Origin of the sequence: Massilia aquatica (assembly GCF_011682045.1) — a bacterium.
Lineage (GTDB): Bacteria > Pseudomonadota > Gammaproteobacteria > Burkholderiales > Burkholderiaceae_D > Telluria_A > Telluria_A aquatica.
In genome coordinates this window covers 177,967-194,838 of sequence record NZ_VVIW01000008.1, presented here as the reverse complement: position 1 = coordinate 194,838, position 16,872 = coordinate 177,967, and the positions used below count along the sequence as shown (strand labels likewise).

At 62.7% G+C, this 16,872-nt stretch carries 16 protein-coding genes; 4 read left to right on the top strand and 12 right to left on the bottom strand.

Annotated features, from left to right (window positions below; all coding sequences use genetic code 11):
- Nucleotides 1–73: 73 nt before the first annotated feature.
- The 9 genes from F1609_RS16295 to F1609_RS16255 form a co-directional block, all read right to left on the bottom strand.
- Nucleotides 74–823, bottom strand: coding sequence for a class I SAM-dependent methyltransferase (locus F1609_RS16295; RefSeq protein WP_167077452.1), 750 nt, complete (start codon nucleotides 821–823; stop codon nucleotides 74–76).
- Between the two features lie 107 nt (nucleotides 824–930).
- Nucleotides 931–1,503, bottom strand: a complete 573-nt coding sequence (locus F1609_RS16290) for a hypothetical protein (protein WP_167077451.1) — start codon at nucleotides 1,501–1,503, stop codon at nucleotides 931–933.
- Between the two features lie 80 nt (nucleotides 1,504–1,583).
- A complete protein-coding gene (locus F1609_RS16285; RefSeq protein ID WP_167077450.1) occupies nucleotides 1,584–2,540 on the bottom strand; it encodes a cupin-like domain-containing protein in 957 nt (318 codons plus the stop codon).
- Nucleotides 2,541–2,678: 138 nt separating this feature from the next.
- Entirely contained in the window at nucleotides 2,679–3,041 is a 363-nt protein-coding gene (locus tag F1609_RS16280) for a hypothetical protein (RefSeq protein ID WP_167077449.1), read from the bottom strand.
- Between the two features lie 14 nt (nucleotides 3,042–3,055).
- Nucleotides 3,056–5,257: an aldehyde oxidoreductase molybdenum-binding subunit PaoC gene (gene paoC, locus F1609_RS16275; RefSeq protein ID WP_167077448.1), complete on the bottom strand. Its 2,202-nt coding sequence runs from the start codon at nucleotides 5,255–5,257 to the stop codon at nucleotides 3,056–3,058.
- A 2-nt stretch (nucleotides 5,258–5,259) separates the two neighbouring features.
- Nucleotides 5,260–6,213, bottom strand: a complete 954-nt coding sequence (locus F1609_RS16270; protein WP_167077447.1) for an FAD binding domain-containing protein — start codon at nucleotides 6,211–6,213, stop codon at nucleotides 5,260–5,262.
- A complete protein-coding gene (gene paoA / locus F1609_RS16265) occupies nucleotides 6,210–6,857 on the bottom strand; it encodes an aldehyde dehydrogenase iron-sulfur subunit PaoA (RefSeq protein WP_167077446.1) in 648 nt (215 codons plus the stop codon). Before paoA ends, F1609_RS16270 begins: the two co-directional genes overlap by 4 nt.
- A 292-nt stretch (nucleotides 6,858–7,149) precedes the next feature.
- Nucleotides 7,150–7,362 (bottom strand): hypothetical protein, encoded by a 213-nt coding sequence (locus F1609_RS16260; protein ID WP_167077445.1) that lies wholly within the window; start codon nucleotides 7,360–7,362, stop codon nucleotides 7,150–7,152.
- Between the two features lie 291 nt (nucleotides 7,363–7,653).
- A complete protein-coding gene (locus F1609_RS16255) occupies nucleotides 7,654–8,568 on the bottom strand; it encodes a M48 family metallopeptidase (RefSeq protein ID WP_196785444.1) in 915 nt (304 codons plus the stop codon).
- A gap of 316 nt (nucleotides 8,569–8,884) precedes the next feature.
- Between F1609_RS16255 and F1609_RS16250 the strand changes: the two genes are divergently transcribed.
- Both F1609_RS16250 and bcaP read left to right on the top strand, forming a co-directional pair.
- Nucleotides 8,885–10,237 (top strand): DUF4214 domain-containing protein, encoded by a 1,353-nt coding sequence (locus F1609_RS16250; protein ID WP_167077444.1) that lies wholly within the window; start codon nucleotides 8,885–8,887, stop codon nucleotides 10,235–10,237.
- Between the two features lie 208 nt (nucleotides 10,238–10,445).
- Nucleotides 10,446–11,843, top strand: a complete 1,398-nt coding sequence (gene bcaP, locus F1609_RS16245) for a branched-chain amino acid transporter BcaP (RefSeq protein ID WP_167077443.1) — start codon at nucleotides 10,446–10,448, stop codon at nucleotides 11,841–11,843.
- Nucleotides 11,844–12,633: 790 nt separating this feature from the next.
- On the opposite strand, the gene F1609_RS16240 is transcribed toward bcaP, so the two are convergent.
- Complete coding sequence (locus F1609_RS16240) at nucleotides 12,634–13,092, bottom strand: acyl-CoA thioesterase (RefSeq protein WP_167077442.1); 459 nt, start codon at nucleotides 13,090–13,092, stop codon at nucleotides 12,634–12,636.
- Between the two features lie 93 nt (nucleotides 13,093–13,185).
- Between F1609_RS16240 and F1609_RS16235 the strand changes: the two genes are divergently transcribed.
- On the top strand, nucleotides 13,186–14,304 hold the full coding sequence (locus tag F1609_RS16235) for an ATP-dependent DNA ligase (RefSeq protein WP_167077441.1): 1,119 nt from the start codon (nucleotides 13,186–13,188) through the stop codon (nucleotides 14,302–14,304).
- A 490-nt stretch (nucleotides 14,305–14,794) separates the two neighbouring features.
- Nucleotides 14,795–15,859, top strand: a complete 1,065-nt coding sequence (pstS, locus tag F1609_RS16230) for a phosphate ABC transporter substrate-binding protein PstS (protein WP_167077440.1) — start codon at nucleotides 14,795–14,797, stop codon at nucleotides 15,857–15,859.
- Between the two features lie 11 nt (nucleotides 15,860–15,870).
- Here the strand turns inward: pstS and uraH are convergent, their stop codons facing one another.
- Together uraH and F1609_RS16220 are read right to left on the bottom strand one after the other, a co-directional pair.
- Nucleotides 15,871–16,275, bottom strand: a complete 405-nt coding sequence (uraH, locus tag F1609_RS16225; RefSeq protein ID WP_167077439.1) for a hydroxyisourate hydrolase — start codon at nucleotides 16,273–16,275, stop codon at nucleotides 15,871–15,873.
- A 12-nt stretch (nucleotides 16,276–16,287) separates the two neighbouring features.
- Entirely contained in the window at nucleotides 16,288–16,788 is a 501-nt protein-coding gene (locus tag F1609_RS16220) for a GlcG/HbpS family heme-binding protein (protein ID WP_167077438.1), read from the bottom strand.
- Nucleotides 16,789–16,872 lie beyond the last annotated feature (84 nt).

The following is a 16,872-nucleotide window of genomic DNA, read 5'->3' as shown; positions in this document are numbered from 1 at the left end:
TTCCCAAAGGGAAAGTGTTGCAGTACACCTACTTTTTAGTGCTGTGCGTGTTGCGCTTGCGCCAGCGCAGCAATTATGCCGGACGCGTACCGATCAGGATCGGCTGGTAAAAAGCGTCGTCGATGCGGCGCACGTTCTCGAAGCCCGCTTCGCGCATCAGGGCGCCCATGTTGCCGGTCGAGATGGCGTAGTAGCGCGAGCGCATGGCGTGCGTCTGCACCGCCTGGGTCGCCAGGTCTTCTTCGATGAAGTAAAAGGTCAGGTCGTAGTGCTCGCCGGCGAAATCCCAGACCTGGAACAATACATAGCGCTTGCCGTCTTCGGTGCGCGCGCCGTACGGCTTGACCAGGTTGACGCCGCGCTCTTCGCGTTCGTAGTCGCGCATCGACATCAGGAAGCCGCCACCGGGAGCGAGGCAGGCGAACATCTGGCGCAGCGCGATGAGCAGGTCGGCGTCGGTGAGCAGGTGCGGCAGCGAGTTGTCGCAGGAGAGGACGATATCGAAACCGGCGCCGTGATGATCGTGGGCGCGGCGCATGTCGCATACCGACAAGTCGACGGCGGCGCCGGCGAGCGCCGCTTCGTGGCGGGCGCGTTCGATTTCCTTTTCGGACAGGTCGGAGGCGGTGACGGCAAAGCCGCGCTGGGCCAGGCCGATGGCCTGAGTGCCGATGCCGCAGGACACGTCGAGCAGTTTGCGCTTGCCGGGCCATTCGGCGTCGATCAGCGTGCGCAATTGCTCGCCTTGCAAGGCGACACTGGCGTGCCAGTCCTGGTGGATCAGGTGGTAGAACGGCGTCAGGCGGTCGTAAAAATCGGACATGGATTCCTCGTCAATGGCGGAGCGCAAGCTCGTTGATAGACGGGAATAATATCATTCAGGCAAAATTGATGTGCGACATGTTTCTGCCGCGCCGGACAGGTGCACAGCTACTTAGCGGCCTTCATGGATTTTTTGTAGCTGCGTTTCAGGCAATGGACGAGTCTTGACAACGCCATCTTCGAGCCATGAATGTCAATCGTGCTGTCGTCTCGCAGGTATACATCCACATCCTTTTCGGGCCAGTACGCCAGGTTAAGCTCGACCTTCTCGCGAGGATAAAAATGCAAGTGGCCAGGCTGACCGCACGCGGAAGATTCGTGGGTGTAGCCGTTATCCACCATTTCCCGAACGATATCGTCCAAAAACCCTTGCGCCGGCATGCGGGTATTGATCGTTACTGTCGCAGGTAGCTGATCGTACGGAAACATAACCGTAAAGATGACCAATGCAACAAAAAAACCAATTGGTTCAATGTCCCTACCCGAATAGAAATGGTCTAGTCCGACTGAAAGAGCTAACCAATATAGGAATGCGATACCGATCGTTCCCCATAGTTGCTTTATCGAGCTAAATGGCCAAAGATATCGCCACAACGGATGCGTACCCCTGGTCCGCGACACTGTGAACGGCGGCGGTTCGCGATGAAACCGGCCGCTGATGTTTTCGTAAGATGTTGGCATTGGCAACTCATCCGCTTGATGGCATATGACTCTGACCATGCGCACGTAACGAAAGTTCCCTGTCCAAGCGATTTTTTTCGCTAATCCTGTGTGCGCCGCAAGGATGGATCGCCATTCAAGGCAAACGGCATGGCCCTTGCCCAGCGGTTGGCCGACAGCGAAAACGTCAGCGCGCGCACCTGGTGATACCAGCCCGCCGGCACGTACAGCATGTCGCCGGGGTTGACGATGCACTCGATCATATTGGCCTGGCGCGCCAGCGGAAACTTCCCGAAATCGGGCGCCTCGGTGTCGACCGGGGAGCCATACAAAATGGCATTCGCCTGGCTGGGATAGAGGAATTCGTCATGGTGCGGCGGCACCAGGAAAATCCGCTTGCTGCCCCACACCTGCGCGAAGATATTGTCGTCGTAGTCGCAATGGAGCGGCGTGACCGTGCCCGCAGGCCCGAGCCAGAAGCGCGGCGGCCCCATTTTGCTGAAATACGCGGGCCAGTAACACATGTTGTTCAATTCGCGCAGTTCCAGGTTGCCCAGGTACGGCGGCAATCCCTGCGTGCCGGCGTCGACCAGGTCCAGATACGCCAGCATGGTCATATCCTGCATGGCGCGGTCGGGCGCGAACGCGGTATTGATATAGTCGCCCACGCGGGCGCGCACCGGCAGGTGGCAAAAGCGCTCGCGCAGACCTTGCGGGGTAAGGGCCGACAGCGGCCAGCGCGTGGCCACGCCGGTGAGCAAAAATGGCAGCCCTTGCGCGGCGCGCGCCCGAAACGCCGCCGCATCGAGCACGCCAATGCGTGGCACCTCGTCGATGACCGGCAGTTCGCGCGCGACCCGCTTGATCGCCTCGCGCATGGCGTCGATGGACGTGACGCCGCGCACGGCCGCATCGCGTTCCTCACGCGCGCGCTGTTTGGCGGCGGCGTCTCCGGACCATGCCGTCTCCGTCGCCAGCCGCGTTGGCGGCATCCGTGGCGCCACCCGCGCCTGTGGTGGTTCCTGTTGTGGAACCACCGGTTTGTTCTCACTTGACATACACCTTCACCATCTTCGCGTTAGACCTGGGACGCGGCGGCGAACCAACTACAACCGGGTTGCCGCCGTGGGGCGACAGCATAACGCATGCGCTGCTGCTGTTCCTATCTTTTACGGCACAGTCAAGCAGGCCGACGGTCAGGAAGCCTGCATGCCCGAGTGATCCAACAATCGCAAAAACTGTTCCCGGTCGGGCTCGGAAAAGGGGCAGGCGATGACCGTCTTCCGTATCACCGCCAGGACGGCCATGTGCAGCTGCGCATCGGTCCACAGGGGGTCCGCCCCGGCCAGCACCTGGAAATATTCATCGCGGTTCGGCACGATGGCAAAGTCGCCGGGGGGCCGGTCGTCGGTCAATCCGATCAGCAGCGCTGCATGAATCGGATTGATCATCCCGACCGCAGCGAATGCGTGGCAGAGCGGATCGAGCCTCGGCCTGACCCGGCGAAACGCCTTCGCAAACAGCCGGTCGCGTGCCGCCACGCTGATGACAAGGTCCATGGAACGTTACCCGGTCAGCTCATGGCCGGCATCTTGTCGAGCAGCTTGTCGAGCGTGACCGGATAGTCGCGCACGCGCACGCCGGTGGCGTTGTAGACCGCATTCGCAATCGCCGCCGCCACCCCGCAAATACCCAGTTCGCCCACGCCCTTGGCTTTCATGGGCGAGGACATCGGGTCGGTCTCGTCGAGGAACACCACGTCCTGGTGCGGCACGTCGGCGTGCACCGGCACTTCATACCCGGCCAGGTCGTGATTGACGAAAAACCCGCTGCGCTTGTCGACCACCAGTTCCTCCATCAGCGCCGCGCCCAGGCCCATCGTCATCGCGCCGATCACCTGGCTGCGCGCCGACTTCGGATTGAGGATGCGCCCCGCCGCGCACACGGCCAGCATGCGCCGCACCAGCGTCTCACCTGTGGCGGCATCGACCGCCACTTCGACAAAATGCGCGCCGAAGGTCGATTGCTGGAATTTCTTGTCCAGGTCGCCGTATTCCATCGCATCCTCGGCCACCAGTTCGCCGCCCTGCGCGGCCTGCGCCAGCGCCACGCTCTTGCCGCCCGCGCTGACGGCGCCGTCCGCAAACTGGGCATCCAGCGGATTCATGCCGAGCTTTTGCGCCACAGTCTCGCGCATCTTCATGCACGCCGCGTACACCCCGGCGGTGGAGCTGTTGGCGCCCCACTGCCCGCCCGAGCCGGCCGATACCGGAAAGCTCGAGTCGCCCAGCTTGACCACCACCTTGTCGATCGCCACGCCCATCATCTCCGCCGCGGTCTGGGCGATGATGGTGTAGCTGCCGGTGCCGATGTCGGTCATGTCGGTTTCCACCGTGACCACGCCTTTGGCATCGAGGCGAATCCGCGCGCCCGACTTCATCACCAGATTGTTACGGAAGGCGCTGGCCACGCCCATGCCGATCAGCCAGCGCCCTTCGCGCTTCTTGCCCGGTTCGGCGCTGCGTTCCTTCCAGCCGAAGCGCTCGGCGCCGCTGCGCAGGCAGTCGATCAGGCGGCGCTGCGAAAACGACCGGCTCGGTTTTTCCGGATCGACCTTGGTGTCGTTGAGGATGCGGAAGGTGACCGGGTCGATCTTGAGTTTGTCGGCCATTTCGTCCATGGCGATTTCGAGCGCCATCAGGCCCGGTGCTTCGCCTGGCGCGCGCATGGCGTTCCCTTCCGGCAGGTCGAGCACCGCCAGGCGCATCCTGGTCATGCGGTGCGGGCCAGCGTACAGCAGGCGCGTTTGCATCACCGCGGTCTCCGGCTGGCCCCCTGGCAGGTCGCCCGACCAGCTTTCATGGCCGATGGCGCTGATCTTGCCATCGCGCGTGGCGCCGATGCGGATGCGCTGGATGGTGGCCGGACGGTGCGTGGTGTTGTTGATCATCAGCGGGCGGCTCAGCGCCACCTTCACCGGGCGCTTGGCCGCGCGCGCGCCCAATGCCGCCAGCAGCGCTTCCGAGCGCAGGAACAGCTTGCCGCCGAAGCCGCCGCCGATGAACGGCGAAATCAGGCGCACGTTCTCTTTCGGGATGCCGAGCGTCTTGGCCAGGTCGCCGCGGCTCCAGTCGATCATCTGGTTCGAGGTCCATAGGGTCAGCTTGTCGCCTTCCCACGCGGCGATCGAGGCGTGCGGCTCCATCATCGCGTGCGACTGATCGGGCGTGTGATAGGTGGCGTCGAGCCGCACCGGCGCGCCGGCGAAGGCGCGTTCGAAGTCGCCGACCTTGGTGTCGGCGTTGTCGTCCCCCTTGGGCTGTTTGGCCGCGCCCTTGACCTTGTCGAGTTCATACGCGCCCTTCTCTTTCGCGTACGTCACCTTGACCAGGCCGGCAGCGGCGCGCGCCTGCTCGAACGTCTCGGCCACGACCAGGGCGATGGCCTGGTGGTAGTGCGCGATCTCGGGTCCGCCGAGCAGTTTGGCGGTATTGAACTTGCCCTTGCCGAGGGTGCCGGCATTCTCGGCGCTGATGACGGCAATGACGCCCGGCGCGCGCCGTGCCGCATCGACGTTCATCGAGGTGATGCGGCCCTTGGCGACGCCGGCGCCCACCACGTAGCCGTAGGCGGCGTTGGGTGCGGCGTCATTCTGTTCGTAGGCGTAGGGCGCGCTGCCGCCGGTCTTGGCCGGGCCGTCGACGCGGTCGAGCGGACGGCCGACGACCTTCAACTGGTCAATCGGATTGGTGGTGGCGGGTGTGGTGAACTTCATGGTCAGCCTTTCTTCGCATCCGCCAGCACCGCGTGAAGCGTGCGCTGGACCAGCGTGATTTTGAATGCGTTGTCGTGCGTCGTTTTTGCGCCTGCCAGCAACTGGTCGACGACCGCCCTGGCGCCGGCCGCCATTTTCTGTTCGGCCGCTTCGATGCGCCATGGCTTGTGGGCCACGCCGCCGAGCGCGACCCGGCCGCCGCCGCCCGGAATGATCACCGCCGCCACCGACACCAGCGCAAAGGCGTACGAGGAGCGGTCGCGCACCTTGCGGTACACATGGGTGCCGCCGAGCGGCTTGGGCAAGGTGACGCTGGTGATCAGTTCACCCGGTTCGAGCAGCGTTTCGATATGCGGCGTGTTGCCCGGCAGGCGGTGGAAGTCGGCGATCGGAATCGTGCGCGCGGCGCCGTTGGCGCGTACCGTTTCCACTTGCGCGTCGAGCAGGCGCATGGCCACCGCCATGTCGCTCGGATGAGTGGCGATGCAGGCGTCGCTGGCGCCGACAATGGCGTGCTGGCGGCTGAAGCCACCGATGGCCGAACAGCCGCTGCCCGGCTGGCGCTTGTTGCACGCCTGATTGGTGTCGTAAAAATACGGGCAGCGGGTACGTTGCAGCAGGTTGCCGGCGGTGGTTGCCTTGTTGCGCAACTGCTGGGACGCGCCCGACAGCAAGGCGCGCGAGAGCACGCCGTAGTCGCGCCGCACCCGTTCGTCGGAAGCCAGGTCGGTATTGCGCACCAGGGCGCCGATGCGCAGGCCGCCGTCAGCCGTGGCTTCGATCTTGTCGAGGCCGAAGCCGTTGACGTCGATCAGGTGCCCCGGCGTTTCGATTTCGAGCTTCATCAGGTCGAGCAGGTTGGTGCCCCCGGCGATGAATTTGGCGCCCGGCGAGCGCATGGCGGCGGCGGCGGCATCGGCGGCGCTGGTGGCGCGCTGGTAGGTGAAGACCTTCATGCGCGGCTCCCGGCAACGTCGGTAATCGCGTCGACGATATTCGAATAGGCGCCGCAGCGACAGATGTTGCCGCTCATGCGCTCGCGGATTTCTTCGGCCGACAGCAGCGGCTTGGCCATCAGGTCGGCGCTGACGTGGCTAGGAATGCCCTGCCGGATCTCGTCGATGACCGACACGGCCGAACAGATCTGGCCCGGGGTACAGTAGCCGCACTGGTAGCCGTCGTGCTTGACGAAGGCGGCCTGCATCGGGTGCAGCTTGTCCTTGTTGCCAAGGCCTTCGATGGTGGTGATCTTCGAGCCTTCGTGCATCACGGCCAGGCTCAGGCAGGAATTGATGCGGCGGCCGTCGACAATGACGGTGCAGGCGCCGCACTGGCCATGGTCGCAGCCCTTCTTGGTGCCGGTCAGGTGCAAGTTTTCGCGCAGTACATCGAGCAAGGTGGTTCGGGTGTCGACCTCGAGCGCGTGGCGCTTGCCGTTGACCTCGAAGGCGACCTTGTTGGTGACCGGTGCCGCCGGCGGCGCGCCGGCAACCGCGTCGGCCGCGCCGGCCGCACCCGGCACGCTGGCCGCCGTGACAGTAATGGCGCCTGCGATTAACAGTTCCCGCCTCGATAATGTGATGTCGCTGAACTCGTCCATGGGTTGGCATCCTTTGAAGGCGTTGAATGGTGTTTTGCGCGTACGCAAAACGTGCAATTTATCAAGAATGCCCGGTGTGCATAAATCCGTCTGTTAAAAGACGCACACTCGTGCGATAAAGCGCGCGCCGGGCACACGCACCGTACGAATAGAGCGGATTTACTTGCAGGACTTATCAGCGCGGCTACTGAATGCGCCAGTGATGACGTGCGCGCCTCATCGCCGCACATGAGCGAGAACGATCAGGGCGGCGCGGACGGCCTGCCGGTGTTTGCAGGGCTGGTGCGCCGGATCAGGCCTTGCGCGCCTTGATTTCCAGGGCCTTGGAATGCCACCACATGCCAACCCCGAAACCGAACAGCACAAGTGCGATCCCATAGGGACCGGTGAACGGGGGGATAGCCATCGCCAGGCCGACCGCCAGCACAGTGGAAGCGATCACCACCGTGGTCATGCGCCAGCTCGTCACTGCGAACCACACCAGGGTGGCGATAAAGTCTTCCATATGACAATCTGAAAATTTTCGACAGATCATTCTGCGCTTGCGTGCTGGCAACGTCAAGACCTCTGCGGACGTGATTCAGATGGTGGCCGGTGCGCCCGGCTTTCAGGGGAGTGGGATGAATGCGGTGATGATTCTGGCATGGCCGGGCGGGGGTGCCAGGGCAAGCCGGTGCGCCGGCATGCTGGCGACTTCATCGCCAGCAGCGGCGCTGACCTTGCGAGGCTGGCGCCGCTGCTGGCAACTGGACATTACGGCCATGCATGCACACGGCCTTCACTTGTGCCAACAAGCTTACTTGGACGACTTCTTCTTGCGCGACTTGGTTGCCGCCGCCGGCTTGCCCGACGCGGCGGCACTGGCCGACGCTTCCGCCTTGCTGCTGCCCGTATCCGCCTTGGCCGCTGCCTCATACAGCGGCACCACGCGCGGCTGCATCGCGGTCAGCGAAGCGATCCGGGTCGAGTCGGCCGGGTGGGTCGACAAGAACTCGGCATTGCCGGCGCCGCCACCTTCGGCCGCCATCTTTTCCCACACCGACATTGCCGCTTTCGGATTGTAGCCGGCGCGTGCCGCCAGTTCCAGGCCGATGGTGTCGGCTTCGGTTTCGTTCTGGCGCGAATTCGGCAGGGTGAACAGGTAGTGCGACGCTTCGCTGGCAACGGCGACCTGCAAGCCCTTGGTTGGCGCCAGCACGTTGGCCAGTGCGGCCAGGCCGCCGGTGGCCTTGGCCTGCGACATGCGCTCACGGCCGTGCTCGCGCAAGGCGTGGGCGATCTCGTGGCCCATGATCATCGCGATTTCATCGTCGGTCAGTTTGAGCTTGCGAATCAAGCCCGTGTAAAAGGTGATCTTGCCGCCCGGCGCGCAGGTGGCGTTGAGGATCGGCGCGTCGATCAGCGCCAGTTCCCATTTCCAGTCCTTGGTGTCGTCGCGGAACACCGGCACTTGCACCTGCAACGCTTTGGCGATGCGCGCAACGCGCGTGTACTCAGGCCCACTGGTCAGCAGGCGTCCCGCACTTTTTGCCTTCTGATTCTGGTTGCTGAAATCGCTCAGCGCCATTGCATCGACTTCCGACGCTGGCACGATCAACAACTGGGTACGGGTAACGCCGACAGCGCCCGGCTTGGTGCTAGTGGCGCAACCGGCCAGGGCGGCTACGGCGATGACGGCCAGGCACAGCTTGGTTTGCATGGTGTTCAACATTTGTGTTACTCCGAGTTACATAAAGAATTGCCTATGATAATAGTTTCTTATGCAGATGTCATGATTTTTATCAAGATCAATGATATATTTTATATTAATGTCGTTTTTATCAACACACTGATCGCAACTTGGTCTAAACCACCACGACATTGGCCCGAGAACATGCGCGCTTACGTGTGCTTACACTTGCTAACAGTCCGTTAACAAGAAAGACATATTTCTATCTAGAAATTTTACGGCTTTCGTGGAATACTGAGGCTCTGCCAGCGGTTTGCCAGGCATACCGCTTCCCCCGACGAACGACAAGGACCCTGCCATGGCCTACCCAACACTCGACTACCTGCCCTCGTTGACAGCGCAACAACTTGCCCTAGCCCATCCATTGGTGCTTGAAAAACCCGACCAGCCCAGCCCCAATGCCTCGTGGGAACTGACGGCCTTCGTTTACACCAGCGACCCTTACGCCTCCCTGGACGATCTGTACTCGTTCACGGTCGTCGAGAACGCCACCTATAGTTTCTACACCAGCAGCTTTTTCGACCCCTTCATGATCACGCTCTACGATGCCGCCGGCAGGGTGATCGCGGTCGACAGGGAAAGCGACTACGACTATGGCCACGACGTCCTGGGCCGCTTCGCGGCGCCCTATTCGGGCAAGATGTATGTCAACGCGGGCTGGCACCAGGGCTCGGTCAGTCCCCACTTCGGCGCGTCGCTGTCGATTTTCGCCGACCTCGACACCATCCCGCCACTGACCAACACCATGACCGGCACCAGCGGCGCCGACACGTTCATCGCCACCAAAAGCGCCGACCTGGTCGATGGCGCGGGCGGGATCGACACCATGGTCTACAAAGGCAAGCGCGTCGATTACGACATCGTCAAGAGCGGCGCCGAACTGACGGTCTACTCGCTGGTCAGCAACGATGGCGTGGACAAGCTGCGCAATGTGGAAGAGCTGCGCTTCAGCGACAGCGTGACCGACATCGCGCACAGCGATCTGGCCCAGGCACTGTACGTCAGCTACTTCGGACGCGCGGCCGACCCCGGCGGCCTGAAGAATTTCCAGGCGCGCCTGAGCCAGTTCAACGCACCATCGAGCGCGGCCGAACTGAGCGCCCGCTACAACACCGACGCGCGCATCAAAGGCCTGATCGACTCGTTCGCATCGAGCGCCGAGTCGAATGACCTGTATTCCGGCGACAACAAGGCCTTCGTACGGGCCATCTACAGCAACTTGCTGAGCCGCGAGCCGGACCAGGGCGGGCTCGATTTCTGGACCGGCGCCATCAACGCCGGCACACTCACGCGCGCCAACGCGTCGCTGTCGATCATGGCCGGCGCGCAGGGCAATAGCAGCAACCAGGGCAAGCTCGACGCCCTTCTGATCGGCAACAAGATCAGCGTGGCCTTGAATTTCACCTATGGCGTGGAAACCGAAGGCAAGGTGGGCGCCTATAACGGCCTGGGCGCGGCCGCAGTGTCGCGCGAACTGCTCAAGCAGGTCAACGCCAGCACCGATGCCTTCACCTTCCAGACCCAGGTGATGAAAGCGGTCGATTCCCTGCCGACCTCGGCCGGCGGCCTGGCCCCGCTCGCGCACCCGGACGCCCCGGCCATCCTGCTCGGCGGCGTGGACAGCCTGCCGTCCGCCTTCCTGTACGCCTGATTCTACCTCGTGCGCGCCGGCAACTTCCGGCGCGCGCGCCCCCGCCCGCCCCCTCTGTTGTTTTCTTTTCGCCATCTTTACTCCCCCAACTCGTCAATGCCCGCGCCCGGTACGTTACAATCCCCGGCGCAGTAGTCGTACACCTTTGCCGTAAAGAAGCGGCTGGGGTGGCATCTTAAAAACATAAGACTTTAAGCGAGACAATTGAATGAGCCTGTTCCGAACCAAAAATCTGGACGCCATGGTGGCGCAAAGCCGCGCCGCCGGCGGGTTGAAGAAAGTGCTGGGACCGCTTGACCTGGTCCTGATGGGCATCGGCGCCATCGTCGGCACCGGCATCTTCGTGCTGACCGGCACCGGCGCCGTGACGGCCGGCCCGGCCCTGACGCTATCTTTCGTGATCGCCGCGATGGCCTGCGGCTTTGCCGCCCTGTGCTACGCCGAATTCGCCTCCACCATTCCCGTGGCCGGCTCGATCTATACCTACAGCTACGCCACCATGGGCGAAGTGGTAGCCTGGATGATCGGCTGGGACTTGCTGCTCGAATACGGCTTGGCCACCTCGGCCGTGTCGGTCGGCTGGTCGGGCTACTTCCAGTCGCTGATCGGCGGTTTCGGGATCAAGCTGCCGGTTGCGCTCACGGCCGCGCCCGGATCGATTCCCGGTGTCGACACCCTGTTCAACCTGCCGGCCATGATCATCATGCTGCTGCTCACCGCCATGCTCTCGTTCGGCGTGCGTGAATCGGCTCGCATCAACAGCGTGATGGTGGTGATCAAGATCGGCGTGGTGCTGCTGTTCATCGTGGTCGGCGCGCGCTATGTCGAGCCGAGCAACTGGCAGCCATTCATGCCGTTTGGCATGAACGGCACGATGAGTGCGGCCGCGCTGGTGTTCTTCGCCTTCATCGGTTTCGACGCGGTGACCTCGGCGGCGGAAGAAGTCAAGCGCCCCGAGCGCGACCTGCCGATCGGCATTATCGGCTCGCTGGTGGTGTGCACCATCCTGTACGTGATCGTCTCGGCCATCATGACCGGCATCGTGCCGTACCAGCAGTTTGCCGGGGTCGATCACCCGGTCTCGCTGGCCCTGCAGTACGCCAAGCAGAACTGGGTCGCCGGCTTCGTCGACCTGGGCGCCATCCTGGGCATGACCACCGTGATTCTGGTGATGACCTACGGCCAGACCCGCGTGATTTTCGCCATGTCGCGCGACGGCCTGCTGCCGCAGCGCCTGGCCAAGATCCATCCGAAATACGGCACGCCATTCTTTGCAACGTGGATCGTCGGCATCCTGTTCGGCCTGATCGCCGCCGTGGTGCCGCTCGGCGTGCTGGCCGAGCTGATCAACATCGGCACCCTGGCCGCGTTCTGCCTGGTGTCGGTGGCGGTGATCGTGCTGCGCAAGACCCGTCCGGACCTGCCGCGCGCCTTCCGCTGCCCTGGCGTGCCGGTGGTGCCGGGACTGGCCATCATCTTCTGCATCGCCCTGATGACCTTCCTGAGCAAAACCACCTGGATCGCCTTCGGCATCTGGCTGGCGATCGGGCTGGTGGTGTACTTTGCGTATTCGCGCCGGCACTCGCTGCTCAACACACAGAAATAGACGCCACTGGCAACTAGTCAAGCTGCAAGAAAAAAGCCCCGAAGTCGGGGCTTTTTCTTTAGTGGCTGGCGGACCCGATGCGCGGGTCCAAGACGCCCGCAGAAACAAGAAGACCAGCAAAAACTGAAACAGGTGCAGCGTTTCTTCATCCGATCAAGATCGCGACATCATTTTTTCAGCAATCCACCCCAGACGAATTATCTTGCCCAGGTGGCCGACGATTTCATTGTTAAGGGCACCTGTAAGCGTCCGCCTGGGCAAAAGGCAAGCTCACTCCCCGCTCGACAACGACTGCGGTAGGAACATACGCATTGCCATTCAGACTTGCAACCTGGTTTCGAAGCTTGGCAAGCATGTCACGCTTCGCTTCTGCCAGACTACTGTAAAACATACCGCCACTTACCTCGACAACCTGGATGAATTTGCAAGTTGATGAATCATTCGCCTGAATTTGGCGAACTTGCATCCCCTCCTGGGATATCGGAGCGGCAGAACACCCAGCCAACATGATAAGAATCAACATCTTCGGAATTTTTTGCATATCGTGTGATAAACGGCTTCCGGCCGGCTGCGGGCGCACCGGGGCGCATTTTCCGTGAGCAAGAGCTCCGATTATTTACAAATCCATCGAACACTGTGCGAATACTTTTATCAGGCCAGGGCTAAACGGACGTGTTCCGTCGGTAGTTGCCGATCGCGCACGATCCCCCACCACCCGGATGAAAGGATGGGATCGGTCCAATTTTCTCAGCGCGAAAATTGCTGATAAGATATCGGAGCGACAGAAAGGCTACTTCGGCGGCAAGAACTTTTGTGGCGGCAGAAGCTTGCAGATCGCCGGCGGCAACGGCACCGATTTTTCGGCGGGAAAATTGACCCAAACGATCTTGGCGCCGCCCTCGGCGTGTAAAGTGCCCGGATTGCCGTCGGCGCCGACCATGCGGATCTGGTGGAACATCTCGAAGCTCGAGCGCCCCGGCGGACCGACGAAGGTGCTGATCTCGATCTCGCCCGGGTACTTGAGCTGTTTCAGGAATGAACAATGGGCGTTAACGATGACCGGTCCCTCGCCGACCGGGTCGGGGGTGCAGGCGATCTCGTCGAACCAGGAAATGCGCGCCTGTTCGATATAGCGAAAGTACACGGTATTGTTGACGTGGCCCATGGCATCCATGTCGCCCCAGCGGATCGGCATGCGCAGGGTATGGACCAGGGTCGGCTGGAGTGTGGTGGCAAGTGTATTTGTCATGCCCCGATCTTACCACCGGCGCCACCGGGCGTGCCAGCATGGCTGGCGCCGGCGCAACGTGGATCTTCTCATTTTATTTGTCAGGACAATCGCATGGAAAAAGAATCAGTCTCGCTGTACCAGACCAAGGGCTCGACCGACAAGGAATACCATTGCCACCTCGACCCGGTCGAGGGCGGCTGGATGGTGTACGGGCGTAATGGCCGGCGCGGCAGCGCGCTGACCCACCAGGCCAAGACCGCCACACCCCTGCCCCACGCCGAAGCCAAAGAGATCTACGACACCCTGGTGCGCAGCAAGCTCAAGGGCGGCTACAGCCCCGACGACGCGGGCGTGCCCTACCAGGGCACCGAGCTGGAATCGGCGTTTACCGGCGTGCTGCCGCAGTTGCTCAATCCCATCCCCGAAGAGCGCGCCCTCAAGCTGCTGCAAGACGATGCCTGGGTCATGCAGGAAAAAGACGACGGCCACCGGCGCATGGTGGCGGTCAAGGCGCCCGGCGAACTGGTCGGCAGCAAGCGCAACGGATTTCCGGTCCCGCTGCCGCTGGGCGTGGTGCAGGACTTGTCCAGCCTGCCGGCCGGCACCATCCTGGATGGCGAAGCGCTGCCCGGTCCGCGCCTCTCCATTTTCGACATCCTGGAGCTGGGCGACCGTAAGCTGCACGAGCTCGGCTTCGAGGAACGCCACGCCCTGCTCAGCGCGGCGGTAGGCGCGAGCGCCAACGTGTCGGTCTCGCCGCTGTACCGGGGCACGGCGGCCAAGACCGAGGCCTTCGAGCGGATCCGGCAAAAGCGCGGCGAAGGCGTGGTGTTCCGCAAGAAGGACGCCACCTACGCCCACGGCCGGCCGGCCTCGGGCGGCGACGCCCTCAAGCACGTGTTCTATGAAACCGGCACCTTCCTGGTCGAGCAGGTCGCCAAGGGCAAGCGCAGCGTGCACCTGGCCGTGTTCGACCCTGCCGGCGCCAAGGTCGACATGGGCAAGGTCACCATTTCGTCGAACTTCGAGATTCCGCCGGTCGGCGCCCTGGTCGACGTGCGCTACCTGTACGCCCATCCCGACGGCAAGCTGCATATCTCGACCTACAAGGGCGAGCGCGACGATCTGGACATCTCGGCCTGCAGCGTCGCCCAGCTTAAATACAAGGCCGACGCGGCCCTGGAAGAAGGCGAAGGCGACGATGAAGAGAGCGACGCCGCAGCCGCCTGAGGCGCGCCCCTTGCCACACAGCCACCGCCCAGGCGGTGGCGTTTTTACGGGCGCAGCCGCGCCTGGTCGACCGGCCCGACAAATATTATTTCGTCAACCGATTCCAGCCGCAGCATAGCAAAAAGGACAATCTTACGTATTTACAATTCTTCCTCGATACTAAGCCCTGTTCCTTAATCGCGCTAACAGCGCGCAATTCCGAGTATTTACTCTAATGACGGGTGCATAAGCTACACCCAAGATATTTCCGTGTAGAATGATTGTTCGTAAAAAGTTATCTATCAACAGGTCGCTGGCAGCTTAGCCGGCGACACTGCCAGCGTTCCAGCCTGCCGTGGCATTGCGCCGCGTTGCAGGCCTGCAAACTTGCCGCGCCAAGCCCGGCATAGCCTGAGATAAACGACACGCCCGCTCACGCTTGCGCCAGCCATGGCGCCGGAGACACGCGGTCGCCACACCCTGAACAATTATCGAACCCGGAAATACTGCCATGTCCTATTCTAAAAAGATCATTTTTGCCGCGATCGTCGCGGCTTCGCCTGCTTTGTATGCACAAACGTCCTTGACCGGCGCCGGTTCGTCGGCCGCCGAAATCCTGTACACCTCGATGGCCAGCGCCTACAGCAAATCGGCGAACGTGAATCTGAGTTACCAGTCCAACAGTTCCACCGAAGGCGTTGCGCAAGTCAAGAACCGCAAGGTCGACTTCGGTGCGACCGACGTTGCCCTGTCCGCCGACGAACGCAAGGCCGCCAAACTGCTGTGCTTCCCGACGGCCGTATCGGGCATCGTCCCGGTCATCAACCTGCCCGGCGTAAGCAGCGGCCAGCTCAAGTTGACGGGCGAACTGCTGGCCGACATCTTCAGCCGCAAAATCACGAAATGGAATGACCCGAAGCTGCAGGCCGTCAACCCTGACCTGGCCCTGCCCGCCCTGGCGATCACGGTCGTGACGCGCCAGGACGGCTCCGGCAGCACCTACAATTTCTCGGACTACCTGAGCAAGAGCAGCGCGCAGTGGAAAGCGGGCTACGGCAGCAATTACAGCATCACCTGGGCGGCCGGCACCACGCCCGTCAAGGGCAGTTCCGGCGCGGTGGCCGCGGTCAAGCAGACCGCGGGCGCGATTGGCTACGTGGACTTCCAGTATGTCGCCAAGAACAAGCTCAGCTTCGCCAGCCTGAAAAACCGCGATGGCAAATTTGTCTCGCCAACCGGCGCGGGTTTCTCGTCGGCCATGAACAACAGCGGCTGGGCCAGCAAAGGGGCGTATGAAGAAATGCTGACCGACAAACCGGGCGCGGCCAGCTGGCCGATCACCGCCAGCACCTACGCCATCGTGCCGCAGGTCAGCAGCACGCCCGACAAGACGGTCGCGGCAATCAAGTTCTTTACCTGGGGCTTCGTGCATGGCGACGACGCGGTCGGCAATACCGCCTTCGTGCGCCTGCCGGACAACGTCCAGGGCCGCATCTTCGGCGAACTGACCACCATCACCGACAGCGCCGGCGCACCACTGAAGTGGTCCCTCACCGACGCTCTGAAGATGCGCTGATTCGGCGACGCTTAATTGCCCCGATAGGTCGAGAAGCCGAAGGGGCTGATCAGCAAGGGAATGTGGTAATGCGCCACCTTGCCGTCGACCACGAACACCACCGGCACTTCCGGGAAGAAGCTGTCGGTCTTCCTGGCGGCGAACCAGGCGCCGGTCTTGAAGGTCACCCGGTAAATCCCTTTATCGAAGCGCTCGCCCTCGGGAAACAGCGCCGGGATGCGTCCGTCGGCATTGGTCGTGCCCGATGCGAGCGCAACCCACTGCTTGCCAGCCTGTTTTTCCAGGGTCACGTCGACCTGGGCCGACGGCAACCCATCCTGCAAATTGAGCACATGCACGCTGAGCGGATTGGCGGCGGCGGCCAGTTGCGCGATGCCCGACAGGATCAGGGCGGCGGCAAACGATTTCATTTTCATGGTCATACTCCTTTAGTTCGATTGAATGGACAGCTTCGATGCCAGCGCTGCGATGGCGCGCGCGGCGCAGGCTTCGTCCATCGCCGCCCCGCCGGCCCCGGCCACGCCAATCGCGCCGATGACCTCGTTGCCCGACACGAGCGGCAAGCCACCGCCGAGCAACAGCAATTCCGGCAAGGTGGCCAGGTTGGCGCTGTCGGGATCGCTGCGCGCCCGTTCGGCCAGCACCCGGGTCGGCGTTTTGGACGACAAGGCCGTGTACGCCTTGCGCTGGGCCGCAAGAGTGTTGTGCGGACCGACCCCGTCGGCGCGCTTGAGCGCCACCAGGTTGCCGCCGCGGTCGACCACGGCCACGGCCGCGCCGCGCCCCTGCGCCTGGCAGGCGGCCAGGGTGGCGTCGACCAGTTCGGCGGCCAGCGGCAAGGCGATATCGGGCCGCAGCAGCGGGGCGGCGGTGGCGCCGCCGCCGGCGAGCAGCAGCGGGAAAAACAGTGAAGCGAGGCGCAAAGCCATGTCGGACCTTCAAGTGGGCAGCAAAGACCCCATGCTAGCGCCCCCTCCCCCACGCCAGCATGACAGCCGCATGACGAATTTGTA

What these genes read in the sequence shown, in the direction of transcription:
- F1609_RS16295 (WP_167077452.1), bottom strand. Translation starts at nt 823, where the DNA reads ATGTCCGATTTTTACGACCGCCTGACGCCGTTCTACCACCTGATCCAC.
- F1609_RS16290 (WP_167077451.1), bottom strand. Translation starts at nt 1,503, where the DNA reads ATGCCAACATCTTACGAAAACATCAGCGGCCGGTTTCATCGCGAACCG.
- F1609_RS16285 (WP_167077450.1), bottom strand. Translation starts at nt 2,540, where the DNA reads ATGTCAAGTGAGAACAAACCGGTGGTTCCACAACAGGAACCACCACAG.
- F1609_RS16280 (WP_167077449.1), bottom strand. Translation starts at nt 3,041, where the DNA reads ATGGACCTTGTCATCAGCGTGGCGGCACGCGACCGGCTGTTTGCGAAG.
- paoC (WP_167077448.1), bottom strand. Translation starts at nt 5,257, where the DNA reads ATGAAGTTCACCACACCCGCCACCACCAATCCGATTGACCAGTTGAAG.
- F1609_RS16270 (WP_167077447.1), bottom strand. Translation starts at nt 6,213, where the DNA reads ATGAAGGTCTTCACCTACCAGCGCGCCACCAGCGCCGCCGATGCCGCC.
- paoA (WP_167077446.1), bottom strand. Translation starts at nt 6,857, where the DNA reads ATGGACGAGTTCAGCGACATCACATTATCGAGGCGGGAACTGTTAATC.
- F1609_RS16260 (WP_167077445.1), bottom strand. Translation starts at nt 7,362, where the DNA reads ATGGAAGACTTTATCGCCACCCTGGTGTGGTTCGCAGTGACGAGCTGG.
- F1609_RS16255 (WP_196785444.1), bottom strand. Translation starts at nt 8,568, where the DNA reads ATGTTGAACACCATGCAAACCAAGCTGTGCCTGGCCGTCATCGCCGTA.
- F1609_RS16250 (WP_167077444.1), top strand. Translation starts at nt 8,885, where the DNA reads ATGGCCTACCCAACACTCGACTACCTGCCCTCGTTGACAGCGCAACAA.
- bcaP (WP_167077443.1), top strand. Translation starts at nt 10,446, where the DNA reads ATGAGCCTGTTCCGAACCAAAAATCTGGACGCCATGGTGGCGCAAAGC.
- F1609_RS16240 (WP_167077442.1), bottom strand. Translation starts at nt 13,092, where the DNA reads ATGACAAATACACTTGCCACCACACTCCAGCCGACCCTGGTCCATACC.
- F1609_RS16235 (WP_167077441.1), top strand. Translation starts at nt 13,186, where the DNA reads ATGGAAAAAGAATCAGTCTCGCTGTACCAGACCAAGGGCTCGACCGAC.
- pstS (WP_167077440.1), top strand. Translation starts at nt 14,795, where the DNA reads ATGTCCTATTCTAAAAAGATCATTTTTGCCGCGATCGTCGCGGCTTCG.
- uraH (WP_167077439.1), bottom strand. Translation starts at nt 16,275, where the DNA reads ATGAAAATGAAATCGTTTGCCGCCGCCCTGATCCTGTCGGGCATCGCG.
- F1609_RS16220 (WP_167077438.1), bottom strand. Translation starts at nt 16,788, where the DNA reads ATGGCTTTGCGCCTCGCTTCACTGTTTTTCCCGCTGCTGCTCGCCGGC.